Source organism: Dryocola clanedunensis, from assembly GCF_038405435.1.
GTDB classification, from domain to species: domain Bacteria; phylum Pseudomonadota; class Gammaproteobacteria; order Enterobacterales; family Enterobacteriaceae; genus Dryocola; species Dryocola clanedunensis_A.
The window spans coordinates 620,320-641,480 of the sequence record NZ_JBBYHZ010000002.1 but is presented as its reverse complement, the minus strand read 5'-3'; the positions used below and the strand labels follow the sequence as shown (position 1 = coordinate 641,480).

20 protein-coding genes are annotated in these 21,161 nt (G+C 59.0%); 7 read left to right on the top strand and 13 right to left on the bottom strand.

All coding sequences use genetic code 11. The features are described from left to right. Positions 1-70 precede the first annotated feature (70 nt). From AAE045_RS06975 to bioD, 3 genes are all read left to right on the top strand, one after another. On the top strand, positions 71-979 hold the full coding sequence (locus AAE045_RS06975; RefSeq protein WP_455547080.1) for a LysR family transcriptional regulator: 909 nt from the start codon (positions 71-73) through the stop codon (positions 977-979). 117 nt (positions 980-1,096) lie between these two features. After that, on the top strand, positions 1,097-2,314 hold the full coding sequence (gene mlc / locus AAE045_RS06970; protein ID WP_455547079.1) for a sugar metabolism global transcriptional regulator Mlc: 1,218 nt from the start codon (positions 1,097-1,099) through the stop codon (positions 2,312-2,314). A gap of 127 nt (positions 2,315-2,441) precedes the next feature. Continuing rightward, positions 2,442-3,137, top strand: coding sequence for a dethiobiotin synthase (gene bioD / locus AAE045_RS06965; protein ID WP_455547078.1), 696 nt, complete (start codon positions 2,442-2,444; stop codon positions 3,135-3,137). Here bioD and clcB read toward each other — a convergent pair. From clcB to AAE045_RS06930, 7 genes are all read right to left on the bottom strand, one after another. Next, complete coding sequence (clcB, locus tag AAE045_RS06960) at positions 3,090-4,385, bottom strand: voltage-gated ClC-type chloride channel ClcB (RefSeq protein WP_455547077.1); 1,296 nt, start codon at positions 4,383-4,385, stop codon at positions 3,090-3,092. The two genes, bioD and clcB, sit on opposite strands and share 48 nt — an antisense overlap. A 104-nt stretch (positions 4,386-4,489) precedes the next feature. Beyond that, complete coding sequence (locus AAE045_RS06955; protein ID WP_455547076.1) at positions 4,490-5,656, bottom strand: cupin; 1,167 nt, start codon at positions 5,654-5,656, stop codon at positions 4,490-4,492. A gap of 10 nt (positions 5,657-5,666) precedes the next feature. Beyond that, positions 5,667-6,458 (bottom strand): HpcH/HpaI aldolase family protein, encoded by a 792-nt coding sequence (locus AAE045_RS06950; protein ID WP_455547075.1) that lies wholly within the window; start codon positions 6,456-6,458, stop codon positions 5,667-5,669. Beyond that, positions 6,455-7,174, bottom strand: a complete 720-nt coding sequence (locus AAE045_RS06945) for an alpha/beta fold hydrolase (RefSeq protein WP_455547074.1) — start codon at positions 7,172-7,174, stop codon at positions 6,455-6,457. The genes AAE045_RS06950 and AAE045_RS06945 overlap by 4 nt, the downstream gene beginning before the upstream one ends. Continuing rightward, on the bottom strand, positions 7,171-7,935 hold the full coding sequence (locus AAE045_RS06940) for an SDR family NAD(P)-dependent oxidoreductase (protein ID WP_455547073.1): 765 nt from the start codon (positions 7,933-7,935) through the stop codon (positions 7,171-7,173). The genes AAE045_RS06945 and AAE045_RS06940 overlap by 4 nt, the downstream gene beginning before the upstream one ends. Continuing rightward, positions 7,935-9,266 (bottom strand): histidinol dehydrogenase, encoded by a 1,332-nt coding sequence (gene hisD, locus AAE045_RS06935; RefSeq protein WP_455547072.1) that lies wholly within the window; start codon positions 9,264-9,266, stop codon positions 7,935-7,937. Before hisD (AAE045_RS06935) ends, AAE045_RS06940 begins: the two co-directional genes overlap by 1 nt. 83 nt (positions 9,267-9,349) lie before the next feature. Continuing rightward, positions 9,350-10,600 carry an MFS transporter gene (locus tag AAE045_RS06930; RefSeq protein ID WP_455547071.1) on the bottom strand — a complete coding sequence of 417 codons (1,251 nt, stop codon included), beginning with the start codon at positions 10,598-10,600 and terminating at the stop codon, positions 9,350-9,352. 367 nt (positions 10,601-10,967) lie between these two features. On the opposite strand from AAE045_RS06930, the gene AAE045_RS06925 reads away from it, so the two are divergent. The 4 genes from AAE045_RS06925 to hisD (AAE045_RS06910) all read left to right on the top strand — a co-directional run bounded on the left by AAE045_RS06925 (position 10,968) and on the right by hisD (AAE045_RS06910) (position 15,640). Beyond that, positions 10,968-12,038 carry a LacI family DNA-binding transcriptional regulator gene (locus AAE045_RS06925; protein ID WP_202303644.1) on the top strand — a complete coding sequence of 357 codons (1,071 nt, stop codon included), beginning with the start codon at positions 10,968-10,970 and terminating at the stop codon, positions 12,036-12,038. Then, positions 12,035-13,006 carry a nuclear transport factor 2 family protein gene (locus AAE045_RS06920; protein ID WP_455428044.1) on the top strand — a complete coding sequence of 324 codons (972 nt, stop codon included), beginning with the start codon at positions 12,035-12,037 and terminating at the stop codon, positions 13,004-13,006. The genes AAE045_RS06925 and AAE045_RS06920 overlap by 4 nt, the downstream gene beginning before the upstream one ends. Before the next feature lie 183 nt (positions 13,007-13,189). Then, positions 13,190-14,329 carry an ester cyclase gene (locus AAE045_RS06915; RefSeq protein ID WP_455547070.1) on the top strand — a complete coding sequence of 380 codons (1,140 nt, stop codon included), beginning with the start codon at positions 13,190-13,192 and terminating at the stop codon, positions 14,327-14,329. Between the two features lie 3 nt (positions 14,330-14,332). Then, complete coding sequence (gene hisD / locus AAE045_RS06910) at positions 14,333-15,640, top strand: histidinol dehydrogenase (RefSeq protein WP_455547069.1); 1,308 nt, start codon at positions 14,333-14,335, stop codon at positions 15,638-15,640. A gap of 132 nt (positions 15,641-15,772) precedes the next feature. Here hisD (AAE045_RS06910) and osmV read toward each other — a convergent pair whose 3' ends face one another. From osmV to AAE045_RS06880, 6 genes are all read right to left on the bottom strand, one after another. Then, positions 15,773-16,918 carry an osmoprotectant ABC transporter ATP-binding protein OsmV gene (gene osmV / locus AAE045_RS06905; protein ID WP_455547068.1) on the bottom strand — a complete coding sequence of 382 codons (1,146 nt, stop codon included), beginning with the start codon at positions 16,916-16,918 and terminating at the stop codon, positions 15,773-15,775. Continuing rightward, entirely contained in the window at positions 16,918-17,565 is a 648-nt protein-coding gene (osmW, locus tag AAE045_RS06900) for an ABC transporter permease (RefSeq protein WP_455428048.1), read from the bottom strand. Before osmW ends, osmV begins: the two co-directional genes overlap by 1 nt. Before the next feature lie 9 nt (positions 17,566-17,574). Beyond that, a complete protein-coding gene (gene osmX / locus AAE045_RS06895; RefSeq protein ID WP_455547067.1) occupies positions 17,575-18,477 on the bottom strand; it encodes an osmoprotectant ABC transporter substrate-binding protein OsmX in 903 nt (300 codons plus the stop codon). 19 nt (positions 18,478-18,496) lie between these two features. Continuing rightward, positions 18,497-19,213, bottom strand: a complete 717-nt coding sequence (gene osmY / locus AAE045_RS06890) for an osmoprotectant ABC transporter permease OsmY (RefSeq protein WP_455547066.1) — start codon at positions 19,211-19,213, stop codon at positions 18,497-18,499. A gap of 396 nt (positions 19,214-19,609) precedes the next feature. Further along, positions 19,610-20,239, bottom strand: coding sequence for a Tat proofreading chaperone DmsD (dmsD, locus tag AAE045_RS06885; protein WP_455547065.1), 630 nt, complete (start codon positions 20,237-20,239; stop codon positions 19,610-19,612). Positions 20,240-20,302: 63 nt separating this feature from the next. Further along, complete coding sequence (locus AAE045_RS06880) at positions 20,303-21,160, bottom strand: dimethyl sulfoxide reductase anchor subunit family protein (RefSeq protein WP_455547064.1); 858 nt, start codon at positions 21,158-21,160, stop codon at positions 20,303-20,305. Position 21,161 lies beyond the last annotated feature (1 nt).

Here is a 21,161-nt window from a genome sequence, read left to right as displayed (position 1 = left end):
TCCACTGAGAGTAGAAAAATGTAAATGTTCTGTCTAATATATTAATAATCTCAATTGATACGTATCAGATATGACTATCGAATTAAGACACCTGCGTTACTTCGTGGCGGTGGCGGAAGAGCTGCATTTTGGCCGGGCCGCCGCGCGCCTGCGCATCTCGCAGCCCCCGCTAAGCCAGCAGATTCAGATCCTTGAGCAGCAGATAGGCGCAAGGCTTCTGGCGCGCACCAACCGCAGCGTGAGCCTGACGGCGGCGGGGAGCCAGTATCTGAGCGATGCCAGGCAGATTTTGAGCCAGGTGGAGGCGGCGGCGGTTCGCGCCGGGCGCCTGCACAGCGGCGAGACGGGGGAGCTGCGCATTGGCTTCACCTCTTCAGCGCCGTTTATTAAGGGCGTATCGGATAGCCTGTCGACCTTCCGCAGGCGCTACCCGGACGTGCATATTCAGATGCGCGAAATCAACACCCGTCAGCAAATAGCGCCGCTCAACGACGGCGAGCTGGAGCTGGGGCTGATGCGCAACACGCGCCTGCCGGATACGCTGGACTGGAAGCTGGTGCTGCGTGAGCCGCTGCTGGCAATGGTGCACCGGGACCACCCGCTTGCGGCATCGGCCGCTATCTCATTGCAGGATCTGGCCCAGGAGCCGTTCGTCTTTTTTGACGCCCACGTCGGGACGGGGCTGTACGACGACATCATCGGTTTGTTACACCGTAACGAAATCACCCCCTACATCACCCAGGAAGTGGGCGAGGCGATGACGATTATCGGGCTGGTCTCCGCCGGGCTGGGCGTGTCGATTCTGCCCGCCTCCTTTAAACGCGTGCGCCTTAGCGACGTCGTCTGGTTGCCCATCCGCGAGCCGGAAGCGCAGTCGGAAATGTGGCTGGTCTGGCCAAAACATCGCGAGCTTAGCGCCGCCGCCGTTCGCATCAGCGCCCTGCTGACCGAGGCAAATATAGGAAATTCTGCGCCATAATAAGCTCAAATATGTGCGGCAAATCACAACCCTACGTAAATATTTGACTCCTCTGCTTGAAGTGTTTCACCATAGCCCAAAGTTTATTTCGAAGCGCGAAAATAAAGGGAGCATTACGTGGTTGCTGACAGCCAGCCGGGGCACATCGATCAGATTAAGCAGACGAATGCGGGGGTGGTTTACCGCCTCATCGATCGGCACGGCCCCGTATCGCGCATCGATCTCTCCCGTCTGGCGCAGCTGGCCCCGGCCAGCATTACGAAAATAGTCCGTGAAATGCTCGAAGCCCACCTGGTGCAGGAGACTGAAATTCAGGACCCCGGCAGCCGGGGCCGCCCGGCGGTGGGCTTAATGGTGGAAACCGAAGCCTGGCACTATCTGTCCGTGCGCATTAACCGCGGCGAAATCTCCCTTGGCCTGCACGATCTCAGCAGCCAGCTTATCGTTGAGGATACCGTTTCTCTGCCGTTGGATGACCCGAATCCGCTGCTTTCCCGCGTTATTAGCCAGGTCGACCAGTTTTTCATCCGCCATCAGCACAGGCTCGAACGCTTAACCGCTATCGCCATTACGCTGCCTGGCATCATCGACACGGTAAAAGGCATCGTCCACCGGATGCCGTTTTATGACGTCTGTGATATGCCGCTGGGAGAAGAGCTGGAGAACCACACCGGCGTACCTGTGTTTATCCAGCACGATATCAGCGCGTGGACGATGGCGGAGGGGCTGTTTGGCGCGTCACGCGGCGCCCGCGACGTGATTCAGGTTGTTATCGATCATAACGTTGGGGCAGGCGTCATCACCGACGGGCGTTTGCTGCACGCGGGAAGCAGCAGCCTGGTCGAAATTGGCCACACGCAGGTCGACCCGTACGGCAAGCGCTGCTACTGCGGAAACCACGGCTGCCTCGAGACGATTGCCAGCATTGAAAGCATCCTCGAGCTTGCCCAGCAGCGCATGAACCAGTCGATGGGCTCAATGCTGCACGGCCAGCCGCTGACCGTCGAATCGCTTTGCGATGCCGCCTTACAGGGCGATCTATTGGCGAAAGATATTATTCTGGGCGTGGGGATCAACGTCGGCCGCATCCTGGCCATTATGGTTAATTTATTTAATCCTCAAGTGATACTTATTGGTTCCCCCCTTAACCGCGCGGCCGAAATTTTGCATCCCGCAATCACCAGCTGTATCCGTCAGCAGTCGCTGCCCGCATACAGCCAGCATATGGTCGTGGAAAGCACCCAGTACAACCACCGTGGCACCATGGCCGGAGCAGCGCTGGTCAAAGACGCAATGTATAACGGTTCGTTACTGATCCGCCTGCTGCAGGGATAATCATTTTCATTGATGCAATAAATATTGCGCTATCTCAAACCGCCCCTTTCCCGCATCTTTTAGACTTCCGGCACTGAACTATTCATTTTTTAATAAAGTTTTTTGCGTATTACCCTCGGGAGTCATCATGCTTAAGCGTTTCTTTATCACAGGTACCGATACCGCAGTCGGCAAGACGGTGGTGTCACGCGCGCTGTTGCAGGCGCTGGCAACCAGTGGCAAAAGTGTTGTCGGCTACAAGCCGGTAGCCAAAGGGAGCAAAGAGACGCCGGAAGGACTGCGTAACAAAGACGCGCTGGTTTTGCAGAGCGTTTCTACTCTGGAGTTGCCCTACGGCGCCATCAACCCCATCGCGCTAAGCGAAGAGGAGAGCAGCGTCAGCCACAGCTGCCCGATTAACTACACTTTGCTGTCGGATGGCCTGCAAAACCTCAGCCGTATGGCGGATCACGTGGTTATTGAGGGAACAGGCGGCTGGCGCAGCCTGATGAACGATCTTCGTCCGCTGTCGGAGTGGGTTGTTCAGGAACAGCTGCCGGTGCTGATGGTGGTGGGAATTCAGGAGGGCTGCATCAACCACGCGCTGCTGACCGCCCAGGCCATCGCCAACGACGGCCTGCCGCTGGTGGGCTGGGTGGCGAACCGTATTAACCCCGGCCTCGCGCACTACGCTGAAATCATCGACGTGCTGAGCAAAAAGCTGCCGGGGCCGCTGATGGGCGAACTGCCTTATCTGCCGCGCGCCGAACAGCGCGAGCTGGCGCAGTATATCGATTTATCCGTGCTCGGCAGCGCCCTGACGGTAGACCGAGTGGGGGCATAGCCAGCGCGACAGCGCGGATGCCACCACGCAGGACACCAGCAGGCCGGGGAGCAGCGAAAACTCCCCGGTCATTTCACAAACCATCAGCGTTGCCATAATCGGCGCATGCGTCGTTGCCGCCAGCAGCGTTGCCATGCCGGTTAACGCCATCAGAATCGCTACCGACTCCCCGCTTGCGGGCCACACGCCGCAGAACTGCCCGAACAGCATCCCCAGCGCCGCGCCCACGAACAGGGTTGGCGTAAATACCCCTCCGGGAGCCCCCGAACCGCTGCTTGCCAGCACCGCCGCCAGCTTACAGAGCAAAATAGCCGCGACGAACAGCAGGGCCGGCGGCCGTGAAAGAAACGACTGCACCACGCTATAGCCGTTCCCCCACACCAGCGGGGTGATAAGCGAAAGCAGGCCGACAATCAGCCCGCCGAGCGCCAGCTGTAACGGCGGCGTCAGGTGCAGGCGACGGAACAGCTCGCCGCTTGTTGCCATCATCCACAGGAACAGGGGACCGGCAACGCCTGCCAGCACGCCAAGTATGCCCATCAAACCATACTGAAGAGGGACCGGGGCGCTGAGAATTTTGACGGTATAGAGCAGCGTCTGCCCGCCGCTGAGCAGGTTAGTCACCAGCAGGGCGGTCACGGCGGCGATCACCACCGGGCCAAGCGAAGCGAGCATAAGGGTGCCAAAAAGAATTTCGGCGATAAACAGGCTGCCCGCCAGCGGCGCGTGGTAGGCGCTTGCCATCCCGGCGGCGGCCCCGCAGGCCACCCAGAGCTTCCATTCATCGCTGCGGGTAAAGCGCTGGGCAAACACCGAGGCGAAGACCGTCGCCAGCAAAACCATGGCCCCCTCCCGCCCGATGGCGCTACCGCTGGCGACAACCAGCAGCGAGGCGGCGGATTTTACCAGGCTTGCGGGCACGTCCAGCCGCCCGTCACCGGTTTCAATCGCCTCCATGTAGTCCGTTGGGGCGCTGGGGCGCTGGCGCGTCGCACGCTGCCAGCCCCAGAGCAGCAAACCGGCCAGCAGTCCGCCAATCGCGGGGGTAATCAGCCTGCGCCAGGAAGGCAGGGCCGCCGCTGCCGCAACCAGGCTACCGCTGTGGTCGCCCAGAAAAAGCCCTTCAAGCAGATACATCGACTGGCGGAACAGCCAGACCACCACGGCGGAGGCGATGCCGATCCCGACGGCGAAAACCAGCCGTCTGAGCATGCCATGGATATCGGGGAAGTGATTTAAGCGGTGCATAAACAATAGCGTAGCGGGAAAAGGGGGATATTGTGCGGCAGAAACTGCTTTCCATAAAGCTTCCGGAAAGAAAAAGGGTCCGTTTCGGGACCCTGGCTGGATAATTATACGGGCTGTTCGATTTTCAGCCCCGCGCGACGGGCGGTGGCGGGCAAAATGCTGGCGACAGCAACGTAGCCGTCCGGGTCGAGGCAGCGGTCATTTTCACGAGCACGTTCGATAACGGCTTTGTCCCAATAGAGGCGTTTGCGCTGGTCGCCTTTGGTGGTCAGGGTTGCCTCCATTACGCCGTCGGTGGCGCGGTAGCGACGCCAGCTGCCGCCGGGCACGGAGATCACCGAACCTTCGGTTGCGACTATCGACACTTCCTCGCCCTGGCGGTTATAGGTCACTTCCAGGCTGCCTTTAAACACCATCAGCACCTGCGTTTCCGGGCAGCAGTGCAGGCCGACCTGGCAACCGTCCTGAATGCGCAGCCACTCAACGGAAAAACCGTGCGGGTTAACGATAGCGGGCGCGCTGTTGCGATCCTGGGAGATGCCGAAGCCGATAACCGGAGCGATTTCACCGCCGTGGCCGGGCAGAACCGCATCCAGCAGCCCATCGCGGGACCACTGACGCTGCTCACCCGTTACCGCGCGGCGGCTCATCTCCTCCACGGAATAATCCCGCAGCGCAGCGATCTGCTCCGGGGCAAGAGGCTGTAGCCGCTCGCTTTCCGCCGGTACCGGCGCGCCCGTCTCAACGTCGATCAGCATATTATCCCGGCTGAGATACAGGCCGTATTCGCTGGCCGCGTCCAGAATCGACGGGTGCCAGATGATCCCGCCCGTGTTGTCGCCGCCGAGCACGGTAAAGACCATACCGCTGGTGTCCTGCGGGCTGACGTTGGTAAAACCGCGGAAAATCCACGTCGGGATCGACAGAATTGCCGGAGCGCTGAACTCTGCCTCATGCTCGCCGTTCGCCCCCCAGCGGAAGCGCCAGCTCCCTTCATGAATAAGGAACACTTCGGCGGTGAAGTGCAGATGGAGGTTATTCGTCACGCCTTTGGGCATGGCGGCCGCGCCAATATTAAAGCCGTGGGCTTCAGGAATGTTCACCACCTGCGAGGCGGACTGGGTGACGCCCGGCCCGATAAACGAATAGTTCTGCTTGAGATGTGAACCCGGCAGCTTGCAGTCGATAAACGCCACGCTGCATGAAACCCGGTCTTCCGGAAGCACGAGACGGCGACGCGCCTCTTCCTGAGTCAGTGTTACGTATTGCATGTTGTTCTCCTTAATAGCCTGAAGAGCCGCTGGCGGACGGCGTTTCACCGCGTGCATAGGCCACGGCTTCACGGGAAGCGCGGCCAAGCTGCATGACGTCATTGGCGGGGGTAACAAAAGAAAAGCCTTCTGCCAGACGCTTTGCGGCGGCCTGGCCGGAGGTACAGAAGATACCGGCGACTTTGTTATGCGCCCGGCTGCGGGCAACGACGAGCTCCACGGCGGCCAGCATTTTCGGGTGTTGTGATTCGGCGCTGGCGCTGCCGGTCAGGGTAAGCGAGAGATCGTTGGGGCCGATAAACACGCCGTCCAGCCCGTCGGTGGCCAGAATCGCGTCCAGATTGTCCAGCCCCTGCTGGGTTTCAATCATCGCCAGCGTCAGGATCTCTTCGTTGGCATACTGCGGATAATCTTTACCACCGTAGAGCAGCGCGCGCGCGGGGCCGAACGAGCGGTTACCCAGCGGCGGATAGCGGCAGGCGGCAACAAACTGCTGCGCCTGTTCAGGGGTGGACACCATCGGGCAGATAATCCCCCAGGCCCCGGCGTCCAGCAGGCGCATGATCTGCGCGGGATCGTTGCTGTTCACCCTGGCAAGCGGTGTGGCCGGGGTAGCGGAAATGGCCTGCAGCATGGCGAGCGCGCTGGCAAAGTCGATCATGCCGTGCTGCATATCAACGGTGACGGCATCGTATCCCTGATGACCGGCGATTTCAGCGCTGTAGCCGGAAGGGATGGCCAGCCAGCCGTTAATTACCGGCTGCTGCCGGCGAAAGGCCTCTTTGAGCGAATTTTTTCTCATGCTTGTGACTCCTTGATCCAGACGCGCAGGGCCGTGGCAACCCAGTCAGGGGCTTCCAGCGGCAGAAAGTGCCCGCTGTCTGAGTGGGTTAACCAGCGTGCGGTTTTAGCCGCTTCGGCGGCGAGCTGGTGATGTTGTGGGGTACAAATGGCGTCATACGCCCCGTTGAGGATTAACGAAGGTCTGCTGAACGCCGCCAGGGCGGCACGGTGGTCGGCGCGGGAGATCGCTATTTCTGTTTGCCGGGAAAAGGTTTCGATGCCGGACTCGTCAGCCATGGTCGCTATAACCGAACGCATGCCAGCATCGTCCTGGTGCCCCGGCGCGACGTACTTCTGCCACATTTTTTCGCTCACCCAGCGCCCGACGCCGAAGGCTTGCGCTTCGCAAACCGCCGCCCGTCGACCAACGGCATTTGCGGGCAAATCGGCGAGCGGATTAACGGAAAGCAGAGCAATCCCTGCGAGGCGTTCAGGTGCATCGGCCAGCATTTGCAGCGCAACCATAGCGCCCAGAGAAAACCCCGCCACGCAGAAGCGCGGTGGCAAAGTCACGAGCAGACGGGAAGAAAGTTCCCGCGCGGAATCTGCGCCGCTGGTGACAATGCTGGTGACATGGCTGACGCGGAGCCGTTCGATGACCGGCTGCCACAGGCGGTGGTTACACAGAGTGCCGCCCAGCAAAATCAGCGGTGTGTTGTGATTATCCTGCATCATGTCGCGGTCCAGCCTCCGTCCACCATCAGCGCGGAGCCGGTGATCAGCGCCGCCGCCGGAGAGGCCAGAAACACCACCGGCCCCATAACGTCTTCGATCGTGCCGAGCCGCCCGAGCTTGATATTGTCCAGCACATAGCTGCGGAACGCCGGGTCAGCCAGGTTCGTGCGGGAAAGTTCGGTAGCAATAAACGTCGGGCACAGCGTATTCACCCTGATCCCCGCGTCCCCCAGCTCCAGCGCCATGGTTTTGGTCAGCCCCTCCAGCGCGAACTTCGAGGCACAGTAAACGCTGCGCGCCGGGCCGCCGACGTGACCCATCTGGGAGGAGATATGGATAACGGATCCGGCAATGCTGCTCTCTTTCATCCGGCGGGCAACCTGCTGGCTGAGAAAGAACGTCGCCCGCAGGTTGAGCGCCATCACCGCGTCGTAGTCCTCTTCGCTGACCTCCAGAAAAGGCTGATGCCGCGCCAGGCCCGCGCTGTTGACCAGAACGTCGAAGGCGGGCAGCCCGGCAAGCGTCTCACGGACCTGATGCGTATCGGTGATATCCAGCGTGACGGGATGCAGGCGCAGATCTTCCTGCGCGGCGGCATCGGTCGCTTCGCGAAGCTGTGCTGCATTACGGGCGACAATCCAGACCTCTGCCCCGGCCCGCGCCAGCGCAACGGCCGCCGCGAAACCAATACCGCGTGAGCCGCCCGTGACCAGCGCACGACGGTTATCGAGTCGGAAATCAGGCGTACGGGGTAGGCTCATCAGCTTGCCTTAGCCACGTCGACGGGAGGCACCGATCCCGCGTAAGGCACGTCCATGTTGCCGTAGCGGCGCACACGAATATTGGCCTGCTCGGCGTGGCCGGAGAAGCCCTCCAGCTGGCAGAGGCGGGAGCAGTAGCTGCCAATCTCCGTGGAGGCTTCGTCGGTAAGAACCTTCTGGAAGGTACAGGTTTTCATAAACTTGCCGACCCACAGGCCGCCGGTATAGCGCGCTGCTTTTTGCGTTGGCAGGGTGTGATTAGTGCCGATGACCTTATCGCCGTAGGCCACGTTGGTGCGCGGCCCAAGGAACAGCGCGCCGTAGTTGGTCATGTTTTGCAGGAACCAGTCATCGCGGTCGGTCATGACCTGCACGTGCTCCGAGGCAATGCGGTCAGCTTCCTGAAGCATCTCTTCGTAGCTTTCGCAGACGATGATCTCGCCGTAGTCGCGCCACGCCTGGCTGGCAATTTCAGCGGTTGGGAGACGGGTGAGGAGGCGCTCGACTTCGCGCAGCGTCTCCTGGGCAAGCTTCATGGAATTGGTCAGCAGAATAGCGGGCGTGGTGATGCCGTGTTCGGCCTGGCCCAGCAGGTCCGTGGCGCAGATTTCCCCGTCTACGGTCTCATCGGCGATGACCAGCGTTTCGGTCGGCCCGGCGAACAGGTCGATGCCTACGCGCCCGAACAGCTGGCGCTTGGCTTCCGCCACAAAGGCGTTGCCCGGCCCGACCAGCATGTCTACCGGCCGCAGGGTTTCTGTCCCCAGCGCCATCGCGCCAATCGCCTGAATGCCGCCCAGCGCGTAAATCTCGGTTGCACCGGCCATCGCCTGCGCCGCCACAATCGCCGGAGCGGGCTGGCCGTGGAACGGCGGGGCGCAGCTGATGATGCGCGAACAGCCCGCGACGTTTGCGGTGATGATGGACATATGGGCCGATGCCAGAAGCGGGTACTTACCGCCGGGCACATAGCAGCCGACCGAGTTAATCGGAATATTTTTATGGCCGAGGATCACGCCGGGACGCGTTTCCACCTCCAGATCCAGCAGGCATTTTTTCTGCTCGCTGGCGAAGTTAAACACCTGCTGCTGGGCGAATTCGATATCTTTAAGGTCCTGGCGGCTCAGCTGTTTAATACAGGCGTTAATTTCCGACTGCGACAGGCGATAATCCTGGCGGTCGTAATTATCAAACTTAATGGACAGCTCGCGAATGGCGGCATTCCCGCGCTGTTCAATATCGGCGAGGATATTTTCAACGGTGATGCTCACCTGTTTATTTGCCTGCTGACGTTCAGATAAAGATTTACTGGTTTTTAAATACTGCGCCATGATGTTCTCCATGAATATTTTGCGAGTCTGTCCCACCCGCCTGAACGGGAGGAAAACTCTTTTTTGAAAGTAGGGTGGTGAAATTAAATCTTGTTGCCGTAATCCTGTGCCGGAGCCAGATTATTTGTTTCCGCTATGGCGTCGGGCTTTTTATTCTGCCGCTGATTTACGCTACGAACCGCTAACGGGGTTAGTACAGCCGCCAGCAGGCACAGGCCTGAAATGAATAAATAGCCGGAGGATAAATTAATATGCTGCAGCATCACCCCCATTAATACCGGCCCGGCAAACATCCCGCAGGAGTAAATGGTCTGGAACAGGCCCATGCGGGTGGACTGCTCGTCCTCGACGGTGTTAACCACGCTCAGGGACATAAAGACCGCGAACGCCATCCCGAACGAGAAGCCGCCCACGGACTGCAGCAGGTAGATCAGGTACATATTGCTGGTGAAGGGCACGCCCAGCGTCGAGACGAGCTGCAGCATAATGCCGATCACGGCGGTATTCGCCAGGCCTAAACGCTTATAGAACACCGAGCTGCACAGGGCGATAGCCAGCGCGTAGAAAATAAGGTGCAGGTTGCTCAGCAGGGTCAGAATGCCCGCTTTAGCCCCGAGCTGCTGGGCATATATCGGCGTCAGGGTATCGCGCGTTGCAAACGGCACCAGAATTACAATGGTCGCCAGCAGGCCAATAAACCACACGGAGGAGTCACCCAGCTGGCGTTTGGCGCTGGTAACGCAGGCCCTGAGGGTTGGCGCGCTGGCGGCGTCATGAAACTCCTTAATGCGGAAGGTCAGTATCAGCGCCAGCAGGGCCGCAACGCTTGAAACGAAGTAGCCGATGCTTTTATCAAAGAAGTGGATAAGCGTCCCGCCGATACAGTTCCCCAGAAAGACGCCCAGCGGCCCGGCAAGCGCCAGCAGGGCAACGGCAGCAGGCGCGTCTTTCCGATCGAAGTAGCGAATAAACAGGATGTTATAGAGCACCCACGTAGCCGCCGTGAAACCGTCGGCAGCCTTGGCGAGATAGAGCGTAACGGCGGTTGGCTCAAAGTAAGCGATGGGCCAGGTCACCAGCGGCAGCAGCAGGCTGAGCTGAATAAATATCTTACGGCTCTTTACCACGTCCGAAAGAATGCCGATGGGGAAGCGAACGAGCAGGGTTGCCAGGCCGCTGGCCCCCATGATCATGCCGACCACTTCGGGCTGCATGCCTTCGCTGATGAGCATCGGTGCCAGAAAGGCGTCAATGCTGTGGATACAGATGAAGAACAGGACGCTGATGGTGAAAAACAGCCTGACCTCGGATCGACTAAATAGTGCACGAAACATGGTGGTGAACCTCTAAAATTAATGGGTTATAACCAATCAAGTACGGCATAAACCGGTTCAATCCTTTTGGCTGAGACTCCTGTCCCCGGTAAAAACTGACGGCGTTTTTGCACTGCATGCATACGTATTCAAAAATGAAAGTTACGAAAAGGTTTCAGATTTGTAAAGGGTAAGATTGTAAATGTGAAAAAAATAATATTGCCTGTTGCATACGCATGCAAAGATGGTGTAAGACTTAAAAACAGGCATTCTGGCGAGCGGAAAAAGGGCCGTACTGGCAATCCCCTCGCGGTCCGTTACACTGGTGCAACGCCTTGTTTTCACGTGAGATGCATCGTGGCGGGAATGTTGATAAGGAACAGCGACAATGAAACGTAAGACTTTTGGACCCGTGACCTCGCAGCAGGTGGCGCAGATCGCGGGAGTGTCACAATCGGCGGTGTCCCGCACGTTCACGCCGGGGGCCAGCATTTCGCCGGCCACGCGTGAAAAAGTGCTGAAAGCGGCGCGGGAGCTGGGCTACCGGCCCAACGCCATCGCACGGTCGCTGAACACCGCTCGTTCACGCATTGTCGGCGTGGTGATGTCTTATTTTGACAACCAGTTTTATCCGCAGGTGCTTGAGGCGCTGGCGCAGAAGCTCGATGAGCTGAACTACCACCTGCTGCTGTTCGTGGGCGACCGCGACGGCAACGTGGACAGAATTTTTGACCAGATCATGCAGTACCGGGTTGACGGCATCGTGCTGGCGTCCGTTTCGCTATCCATTGAACTATCGGAAGAGTGCCTGGCCGCCGGGATCCCGGTGGTGCTGTTTAACCGCGACGATGAGAACGGCATAGTTTCCAGCGTCAACACGGATAACGAAGCCGCCGCCCGCCAGATAGCCGAGTTTTTACTGGCCGGTGAGCACCAGCGCTTTGCCTATGTCGCGGGCATTGCTGATTCATCGGTAAATATTGCGCGCCAGGCCGGGTTCGTCAGCACGCTGCGGTCGAAAGGCGTCGAGGATATCCGGGTGGTGCAGGGTAACTACGATGCGCAGCAAACCAGCCGCGCCGCCCGGGAGCTTTTCTCGTCACCGCAGCCGCCGGACGCCATCTTTGCGGCCAATGACCATATGGCCTTAACCGTGATGGATATTGCCCGCTATGAGTTCGGCCTGCGGATCCCCGACGATTTGTCGGTCATCGGCTACGACGATACCGGCCCGTCCGGCTGGCCATCCTACGCGCTGACCTCCGCCTCGCAGCCGGTGGACGAGATGGTCAGCGCCACGGTGGCGCTGCTGATGAAGCAGATAGAAAGTGAAAACATCGAACCCGAACAGCTGGTGGTCAAGGGGGCGCTGATTGTCCGCCACTCCGCGCGCCGCCCACGCTCGGGCGTAATCGAAAAAGACGGGTTGTCTCTGTTCCAGCCGCAGGAGGTTGAATGACCAGGTTGCCGGGCTTTAGCCCTCAGTTTGATTCCATACAGCAGTTTATTCTGACGCTGACCCACGTGGTCTGGGAGCAGAAGGACATCGGACAGCTCGCGGATTTTTACGCCACGCCGGTGGTCTTCCACACGCCGGAAAAGCAGCTGAACGATCTTTCCGGCTTTATGCGCCTGACGCTTGAGGCCATGCACAGCTTCCCGCAGCGCACGGTGCTGACCGAAGATATTCTGACTACCCACACCCCGGAATTCGAGTATTACGCGGCGCAGCGCACGCTGGCCTGTATTCAGCACCAGGGTGAAGGCTTCTTCGGTAAGCCGAGCGGTAAAGCGGTCTGGGTCCGCACCTGGGCTGACCGGGTATGTGCCGATGGCGCAGTGCGGCAGGAATGGCTGCTGCAGGATCGCGCGGCGATAGTCTCGCAGATTGGCCTCAGCGCGCGAGATTTTGCGTTGCAGCTGGCGACGGCCCGTCAGGAGCTGGGGCTGGAGAATACCTCCGCCGAGGAGATGGACGCGCGCTGGGCAGGTGGCCCGGAAGGCGACGATGTTGACGGCCCGCTGGCCGGGCTTGTTGAACGCTATCTCTCTATGTGGGCCGGGGGCAACAGCGGCGTGGTACCGGGGCTTTATCATCCGGCGGCTACCTTCCATGGCCCGGCGCACGTGCTGCGCACCGGCGAGCAGGATATTGGCGCGTTTCTCTCGGGCTACCGGGCTTCTTTTGCCGACAGCGAAACGCAGCTGCACCATCTTATTGTCCGCCGTGACGCCAACGAACCCGTGCGCCTCTCCCTGCGCTGGTCGCTGTTAACCTGGCACGACGGCTATGGCCGATTCGGCGCGCCGACGCGTCGGCCGATCTCAATCACCGGCATCAGCCAGCTGGAACTGCGCGACGGATTAATTATCCGTGAATATCTGGGTATTGATGAGTTAGCTATCTGGTCACAAATATTTAATTAAGCCCGCGGGGGATAGCTCCCCCGAATAAATAAAGCCCGTGAAAATGATAATTTATTTATCAGGGGCTGCTGATGCCTTAATTCTGAAAACAAGCTGTCACTATTTGCAGGTGAGGGGTAATTACATCCCGAATACAGTGCGCCGGGAAATTTCTCAGTGCATCCATCGAACGCAGGAGGTTATATGTCATCAACTGAAGCGACAAATAAAACGCCGGTAGTAGCTGAGAAAATAAATACGAAATCCACTCGTGACGAGCCTGTATTACAGGTTGAGCGACGTGACTTTGTGGATTTAGTTCCCGAAAAACGTCCCCGCGTGCAGTCATTAAGAGGATTTGACGACTGTTATACCGATATTGTGGATTATATCGTGCGCTGTACGCATAAAATATGGGACGAGCGCGACGTAGGTTTAATTTACTCGCACTACACGCATAACTGCGTTTTATATAACGCGCTGGGCACCATGTATAACCGCGAACAGGTCGTGCAGGATACGTTGCAGCGCCTGATTGCCTTCCCGGAGCGTCGCGGTATGGCGACCCAGGTTATCTGGAACGGCAACGACGTGGATGGTTTCTACACTTCGCACCTGGTAACCGGCACCGGTCGCCACACGCAGTTCAGCCATCTGGGCAAGCCGACAAACCGCACCTTTGTGACCCGCACCGTAGCGGACTGCATGATCCACGAGAACAAAATTTACCGCGAGTGGGTGGTCAGCGACAACATGGCGATGATGCGCCAGCTTGGCCTGGATACCGACGCGGTGGCGTACGGCATGGCGAAAGAGCAGTTTGATAAAGGCTTCCGCGTGACCGATATCGGCGAGAATCGCCGCATGGTAGGCCAGTATCCGCCGGAAATGGAGTGCGACGTCTCCATCGCCCATACCGACACCGAAGAGCAGTGCCTGCGCTGGCTGCACGAAATCTACAACCGCCGCATGCTGGGCAAAATAAAAGATGTGTACGCGACCAACGTTCAGTGGCACGGCCCGCTGATGAAAGAGCTGTACGGCCAGGCTGCGGTGATCCACCAGACGCTGGCGCTGATTGGCATGATCCCGGACGGCGCGTGGATGCCGCAGCACGTCTGCTCCAACCCGTGTGAAGAGGGCGGTACCAAGGTTGCGGTACGCTGGATTATGGAAGGTCACCACCTGGGCTACGGCGAGCTGGGCAAGCCGACCGGTGAACGCCTGTTCGTGATGGGCATGTCCCACTACCACATCGTCAACGGCAAAATCGTCGATGAGTGGGTTGTCTACGATCACCTGGCGCTGCTGGCGCAAATCAAACTGGGTCAAATGGAGGAGTAAGAGATGGGCGATATCAGTGAAGCAGACGTGCAGTTTCTTAAACGCCCGCAGGGGCAGGACGCGCAGGCGGACAGGACGCTGACGGACACCGTTCATGATGTTATCGAACAGGTAAAAACGCACGGGGACGCCGCGCTGCGGGACTTCTCGGCGAAGTTTGATAAAACCGTGCCGGACAGCTTTGAGGTTTCTGAAAGTGAAATTAACGCGGCGTTAGCAGACCTCGATCCGCAGACCCGCAGCGATAGCGAGTTCGCCATTGCCCAGGTGAAGCGTTTTGCCCAGGCGCAGCTGGCAACCATGAAGCCGCTGGAGGTGGAAACGCTGCCTGGCGTGCATCTGGGGCACCGCATTATCCCTATCGAAAAGGTCGGCTGCTACGTGCCGGGCGGGCGCTATCCCATCCTGTCGGCGCCGGTGATGTCCATAGTGCCAGCCGTGGTGGCAGGCTGTGACGAGATTATTGCCTGTCTGCCGCCGGGCGCGCATCCGGCGATGATCGCCGTTTGTCACCTGGCCGGGGCGCATCGCATCTTTAAAGTCGGTGGCGCGCAGGCGATTGCCGCCATGGCGTGGGGCACGGAGTCCGTGCCGGTGGTGGATAAGGTTGTCGGGCCGGGCAACGCCTTCGTCAACGAAGCCAAGCGCCAGGTGTTCGGTAAGGTAGGGATTGATGCCCTGGCTGGCCCGAGCGAAATCTACGTGATTGCCGACGACAGCGCGAACCCGCAGATGTTAGCCGCCGACCTGCTGGCGCAGGCGGAGCACGACGTTCATACCCGCGTGGGGATGGCGACAACCTGCGAACGCATCGCCAGCGAAACCCTCAGCGAAATCGAACGTCAGCTGAAAACGCTGCCGACGGCGGCAACGGCGGGGGAAGCGTGGCGCCGTCAGGGGGAGATTGTGATTTGCCGCGACGAAGAGCAGCTGATTGCATGGGCGGACCATATGGCAACGGAGCATCTTCAGGTGCATACCCGCGACCCGCACGCCACGGCGGGCAAAATCCGCAACTACGGCTCGCTGTTTATCGGCCAGAACGCCAGCGTGGTGTTCTCTGATAAATGCTGCGGCACCAACCACACGCTGCCAACGATGGCGGCAGCGCGCTACACCGGCGGCCTGTGGGTAGGCGCATACGTGAAGATCTGCACGCACCAGTGGATTGACGACCACGGTATCGCGGCGATTGCGGAACCGGCGATTCGCCAGAGCCGTACCGAAGGAATGCAGGCGCACCGCCGCGCGGCAGAAATTCGTTTACGTCCGGATGAAATTGAAGGGATTACGGGCGGCAAGCGGGATTAAATCAGAAGGAGTGCGCAGGCCTGAAGAGCGCGGCATCATCCAGCAGATATTGTCGGATGACGCTGCGCTTTTCCTATCTACGAAAGCGGTCGCAGGGTGGACAGGCGATAGCGCCATCCACCGTGTTTTTATTTATGGCTGATAAATATTCAGCGCCCGGCGGGTCTTGCCGGAGCTGAGGTAGTCCGCAATATAATCCTGCGAAATTTCCCCGCTGTAGCGTCCGTCCTCATCCGTAATCGGCATCCACACCATGTTGTGCTCGTACAGCTTCGACAGCACGATACGCAGGTTATCTTCCGCGCGTCCGGTGATGCGGAACGGGTGCAGCATTTCCGAGCAGACGCCGGTTGCCCCACGCGCTTCACGGCGTTTCACAAAGCCCAGCGGCTTGCCGTCGCTGTCCACCACCGTAATCGAACGCATGTCGTTATCGTCCATCGTGCCGAAGGCTTCCGGCAGCGGGGTGGATTCGCGGGCGGTAATCGTCGGCTGCTGGTCCGTTACGTCGCCCGCCTGAACCAGCAGCAGACGTTTGAGCGTACGGTCCTGGCCGACAAACGAGCCGACAAATTCGTTGGCCGGTTTCGCCAGCAGCTCGTCCGGGCTTGCGCACTGCACGATTTTCCCCTGGCGGAATACCGCGATGCGGTCGCCGAGCTTCAGCGCCTCGTCAATATCGTGGCTTACCAGCATGACGGTTTTCTTCAGCTGGCGCTGCATGTCCAGAAACTCATTCTGGATCACTTCGCGGTTGATCGGGTCGACCGCGCCGAACGGTTCATCCATCAGCAGTACCGGAGGATCCGCCGCCAGCGCACGAATCACGCCGATGCGCTGCTGCTGGCCGCCGGACATTTCGCGCGGGTAGCGATGCAGGAATTTTGTCGGATCCAGCGCCACCATGCTCATTAATTCGCTGGCGCGCTCTTTGCAGCGGGCTTTGTCCCAGCCCAGCATGCGCGGCACGACCGTGATGTTCTCTTCAATGGTCATGTTGGGGAACAGGCCGATCTGCTGGATCACGTAGCCGATATTGCGACGCAGCGTTACCGTATCCAGCTCGTTGGTATTTTTCCCGTTAATCAGGATATTGCCGCTGGTGGGGGCAATCAGACGGTTAATCATCTTTAGCGTGGTGGTTTTGCCGCAGCCGGAAGGGCCAAGCAGCACGCACATTTCCCCTTCGGGCACGTTAAGGCTGACGTTATCAACCGCATTCATACTCTGACCGTTCTTCTGCACGAACTGCTTGGTGAGATTTTCTAGTTTTATCATTATCGGATCCCCTTCGGTGTCAGTACCAGCTGCAGGCGATGAAGCAGCCAGTCCAGCACAATGGCTAAAACACAAATCATGACGGCACCGGCAATCAGCATACGAATATCGCTGCCGCCGATACCATTAAGAAGTAATAAACCCAGACCGCCTGCGCCGATCACGGCGGCGATGGCCATGACCCCGATGTTCATCACTACGGCGGTACGGATACCGCCGAAAATAACGGGCAGGGCCATTGGGATTTCAACCCAGCGCAGACGCTGCCAGAAGGTCATGCCGATGCCACGTCCCGCTTCACGCAGGCCCGGCGGCAGGCTGTCCAGGGCGGTGTGGGTGTTGCGCACAATCGGCAGCAGCGAATACAGAAACACGGCGGTGATGGCGGGCAGCACGCCAATACCCTGACCGACCATCGAAAACAGCGGGATCATCAGGCCAAACAGGGCGATGGACGGGATGGTCAGCACGATGGTGGCGATGCCCAGCACCGGCGTTGCCAGCCACTTGTGACGGACAATAAGAATGCCCAGCGGTACGCCGATAATTATCGCCAGGCCCACGGCCATCAGCACCAGCCAGAGGTGCTGCAACGTCAGGCTGCCCAGGTAACCAGCGTTATCAATCATGTAATGTAACGTGTCCATGATGCCTCCTTAGAGCAAGCCTTTCTGCTGCAGGAATTCGCGGGCGACCTGCTGCGGGGTTTCATGGTCGATATCCACCTTTGCGTTCAGGGTGGAGATCACGTCGTTATTCAGCTGGGAGGAGAGGGTGTTCATCGCCTCTTCCAGTCCGGGATTAGCCTCCAGCGTATCTTTGCGCACCACCGGCGTGACGGCGTAGCTCGGGAAGAAGCCTTTATCATCCTCCAGCACCTTGAGGTCGAATCCCTTCACGCGGCCGTCCGTGGTGTAGATAAGCCCGGCGTCAACAAAGCCGTCGCGCACCGCGTTGTAAACCAGGCCCGGGTCCATCTGGCGGATTTGCGGTCGGTCCAGCGGCATGTTATAGGCCTGCTGTAGCGGCTTCATACCGTCGCTGCGCCCGGAGAACTCCAGATCCAGGCCCAGCATCCAGTTGTTATCCGGATCGGTCTGGCGGATATGTTCGATTCTGGCAACCAGCTCCGACATGGTGCTGATATTCTCTTTCTCCGCGCGCTTGCGCTGCATGGCAAAGGCGTAGGTGTTGTTCATGTTTGCCGGTTTAAGCCACACGAGGCCCAGCTTTGCATCCAGCTTTTTAACGGTGTCGTAAGACTCCTGTGGGGTCATGCGTTTGTTGATGTGGTTAAAGATAATCAGCGACGTCCCGGTGTACTCCCAGGTCATATCAATCTGCTTGTTGATCATCGCGTTACGTGAAATTACCGTGGCGATGTTGGTTTTAGGGGTGACCTGAAACCCCTTTTTTTGCAGATACTGGGTAGTCATGGCCGAAAGAATATGCTGCTCGGTAAAGCTCTTTGTCGCCAGCACAATGGGGTCGGCGTGGGCCGCCCCGGCCAGCAAAGTCGTGGCGGCAATGGCCGTCACCAGACGTTTTAAGGGATTCATGCAACGCTCCTTATTGTTGTTATTTCGCGATGTGCGGGCTCAGCACGCGGCCCAGGCCCGCCAGGGCAATATCCAGGATCAGCGCAAACAGAGCCGTCGCCGCCGCGCCGAGGATCAGCGTCGGGAAATCATTCAGATAGATGCCCGGGAAGATAAGCTCGCCGTAGCTGCTCGCGCCAATCAGGAACGCCAGCGGGGCGGTACCCACGTTGATGGCGGTCGCAATACGAATGCCGGAAAGAATGACCGGCCAGGCGTTTGGCAGCTCAACCTGATGCAGGCGCTGCCATTTGGTCATCCCGATGCCGTTTGCCGCTTCGATAAGCGAGCCGGGCACGCCGCACAACCCCGCGTAGGTATTGCGGACAATGGGTAATAAAGAGGCGAGGAAGAGGGCGATAATCGCCGGTTTGTCGCCGATGCCCAGAATCACCATCGCCAGCGCCAGAACGGCCAGCGGCGGCAGGGTGTTACCCACGTTGAAGATCTGCATCACGTATTCAGCCCAGCGCCGTGCGGCGGGGCGGCTGAGCATGATGCCGCTCGGAATGCCCACCAGCAGCGCCAGCGCCATAGAGCTGAAGACTAAGATCAGATGCTGCTGCCCCAGATACAGTAAATCGACTTTTCGCGCCCGGATGGTGTCCGGCCCGATGCCCCAGACCAGCAGCCCGAGCACCACAATCAGCGCCAGAGCACCCAAAAGGGTGCGTTTTACGAAGGATGCGTTTTGCATTGCAGTGTGTCTCCCTGTTGCACGCGTTATAGCAGCCCGTGGAGCTTTGCCAGAGGCGCCTGTTGTTATGCCTTGTGTCGGCAGGGTGTTGAAAGCTATAGCAACGGCGCGGGGAGGATGCCAGCATGGGTGATGATTAAGTGGCTAATGATTTATGCGATGAATCATTGAGGAGCCTTCTGCCGCCTCGCTTGGTTACGCTTCGTAAAGAATTGTCTTAAAAATGTTAACGCGAGGTGACGTTGTAACTTTTGTGGGGGTGCCGGATGACGCTTCGCTTATCCGACCTACTCTACGGGAGGAGTTGTAGGGTGGATAAGCGAAGCGTCATCCACCGTGTTTCATCAGTATTGTAGGGTGGATAAGCGCCAGCGCCATCCACCGCTACTCAGAATCTTAGAGGTACAGCTCTTTGCTGGCGACGGGGATCAGCAGACCTTCGCGCCAGTTGGCCAGCGTTAAGCAGGTCAGCTCGCCCAGGCCCTGATAGAACGGGTGGTTAGCCTTTTCGATAAACAGCTCAAGGAAGCGCCCCGCCCAAGGCAGGATGTGCCAGGCCAGAAGTTCGTCCACGCGCTGCGGCTGGCGCTGCTCTGCAAGCCATGCGCACATCATCAGCAGGGTGCCAATGTGGTCGTCAGGCTCGTTTTGATCGAGCTCTACGCCTATCTCGTGCTTGCGCATCCAGCGGCGCAGTTCAATCATCGAATCGCCAAACAGCACGTTCTCTTTGTCGAGGTAAACGGAACCCCACGGGGCGGCCGGGAGTGCGTGAGGGCCGATGAACAGGCGCTGGAACGCCTCGTTCAGCGTCTCCTGCTGATAGTTGCAGCCTTCCGCCATGCGCTGTGCGATATCCGCAAGCTCAGGCACTTGTACCGGCCATTCGACGGCCCAGTCAGGGTTCGCAAGGGAGGCATAAAGCGGAGCCGCATCCCGGCTCTGAGGGGCCTGGTGATACAGCACGCCGAGCACGCGGCCCGTGAGGGCGATAACCGCCAGTCGTTGCGAATCTTGAGATGACATATTTCTTTTCCTGGTAATACCTGCAAAAAATTTGCGCGGGGTTTCCCGCGCATTTTGAACTAATTAACCTGCAATCGCCATGCCTACGGTCATATGCAGACCGTAGAACAGGCCGCGACCGATAAGCTCACCGGCTACCACCAGCACAAAACCGGCCAGTAACGTGGCGGTGGAAGGCGTCAGGCGACGGGCCAGCGGGCAAATCCAGCAGCCCAGGCCCAGCGCCAGCAGCACAATTCGCCAGACCTGCAGCGAAGCATAGTCCGGCAGCAGCGCGGAAGCCTGCTGGATGGAGCTGCTGATGCCGGAGAGGCTGAAGCCCTGAAGCACAATCACCCCAACGGTTACCAGCAGCGCCAGCACGGAAAGCGCGGCGAGTTTGGTCCCCGCGAGCGGATAGTTCACCAGGCGCAGCAGCACGGCGCCAAGCAGCGGACCGCCCAGCACCACCGTCATAAAGAAGCTCAGCGTTGTGTAGCCAGTGTACCAGGTCGGCATGGTATCAATCTGGTAAACGCGAGTCATCATCCAGACAAAGACCAGGCCCAGCAGCATTGCCACCACCAGCCAGACCTTACCCAGCGCAGCGGGCATCTTTTTCAGTACCGCAACCAGCCACCAGAAACCACCCACGGCGAAGAACACCGAGCCGCTGGCGATTTCATTACTCAGGGCGGAGTGCCCCACGCGGTTAAGGGAGTTAAAGGCGCGCAGCGGCGAGCCAAGGTGCATGATGGAGGCGACAAATGCCACGCCCATAATCACCCACAGGAAGAACATTGAGCGGACAATCTTGTTTTGCAGCTCGCTGTTATTGCTGGCGGACATCCACGCCATGCCCATCACGATAACGCCACCGACGACGCACTGGCCCAGCACGGTAAATAACACCAGCGGCCATTCATGCCATCCACTGCCCATC

Coding starts and splice junctions, on each gene's coding strand:
- AAE045_RS06975 (WP_455547080.1), top strand. CDS start 71: ATGACTATCGAATTAAGACACCTGCGTTACTTCGTGGCGGTGGCGGAA.
- bioD (WP_455547078.1), top strand. CDS start 2,442: ATGCTTAAGCGTTTCTTTATCACAGGTACCGATACCGCAGTCGGCAAG.
- clcB (WP_455547077.1), bottom strand. CDS start 4,385: ATGCACCGCTTAAATCACTTCCCCGATATCCATGGCATGCTCAGACGG.
- AAE045_RS06955 (WP_455547076.1), bottom strand. CDS start 5,656: ATGCAATACGTAACACTGACTCAGGAAGAGGCGCGTCGCCGTCTCGTG.
- AAE045_RS06950 (WP_455547075.1), bottom strand. CDS start 6,458: ATGAGAAAAAATTCGCTCAAAGAGGCCTTTCGCCGGCAGCAGCCGGTA.
- AAE045_RS06945 (WP_455547074.1), bottom strand. CDS start 7,174: ATGATGCAGGATAATCACAACACACCGCTGATTTTGCTGGGCGGCACT.
- AAE045_RS06940 (WP_455547073.1), bottom strand. CDS start 7,935: ATGAGCCTACCCCGTACGCCTGATTTCCGACTCGATAACCGTCGTGCG.
- hisD (WP_455547072.1), bottom strand. CDS start 9,266: ATGGCGCAGTATTTAAAAACCAGTAAATCTTTATCTGAACGTCAGCAG.
- AAE045_RS06930 (WP_455547071.1), bottom strand. CDS start 10,600: ATGTTTCGTGCACTATTTAGTCGATCCGAGGTCAGGCTGTTTTTCACC.
- AAE045_RS06925 (WP_202303644.1), top strand. CDS start 10,968: ATGAAACGTAAGACTTTTGGACCCGTGACCTCGCAGCAGGTGGCGCAG.
- AAE045_RS06920 (WP_455428044.1), top strand. CDS start 12,035: ATGACCAGGTTGCCGGGCTTTAGCCCTCAGTTTGATTCCATACAGCAG.
- AAE045_RS06915 (WP_455547070.1), top strand. CDS start 13,190: ATGTCATCAACTGAAGCGACAAATAAAACGCCGGTAGTAGCTGAGAAA.
- hisD (WP_455547069.1), top strand. CDS start 14,333: ATGGGCGATATCAGTGAAGCAGACGTGCAGTTTCTTAAACGCCCGCAG.
- osmV (WP_455547068.1), bottom strand. CDS start 16,918: ATGATAAAACTAGAAAATCTCACCAAGCAGTTCGTGCAGAAGAACGGT.
- osmW (WP_455428048.1), bottom strand. CDS start 17,565: ATGGACACGTTACATTACATGATTGATAACGCTGGTTACCTGGGCAGC.
- osmX (WP_455547067.1), bottom strand. CDS start 18,477: ATGAATCCCTTAAAACGTCTGGTGACGGCCATTGCCGCCACGACTTTG.
- osmY (WP_455547066.1), bottom strand. CDS start 19,213: ATGCAAAACGCATCCTTCGTAAAACGCACCCTTTTGGGTGCTCTGGCG.
- dmsD (WP_455547065.1), bottom strand. CDS start 20,239: ATGTCATCTCAAGATTCGCAACGACTGGCGGTTATCGCCCTCACGGGC.
- AAE045_RS06880 (WP_455547064.1), bottom strand. CDS start 21,160: ATGGGCAGTGGATGGCATGAATGGCCGCTGGTGTTATTTACCGTGCTG.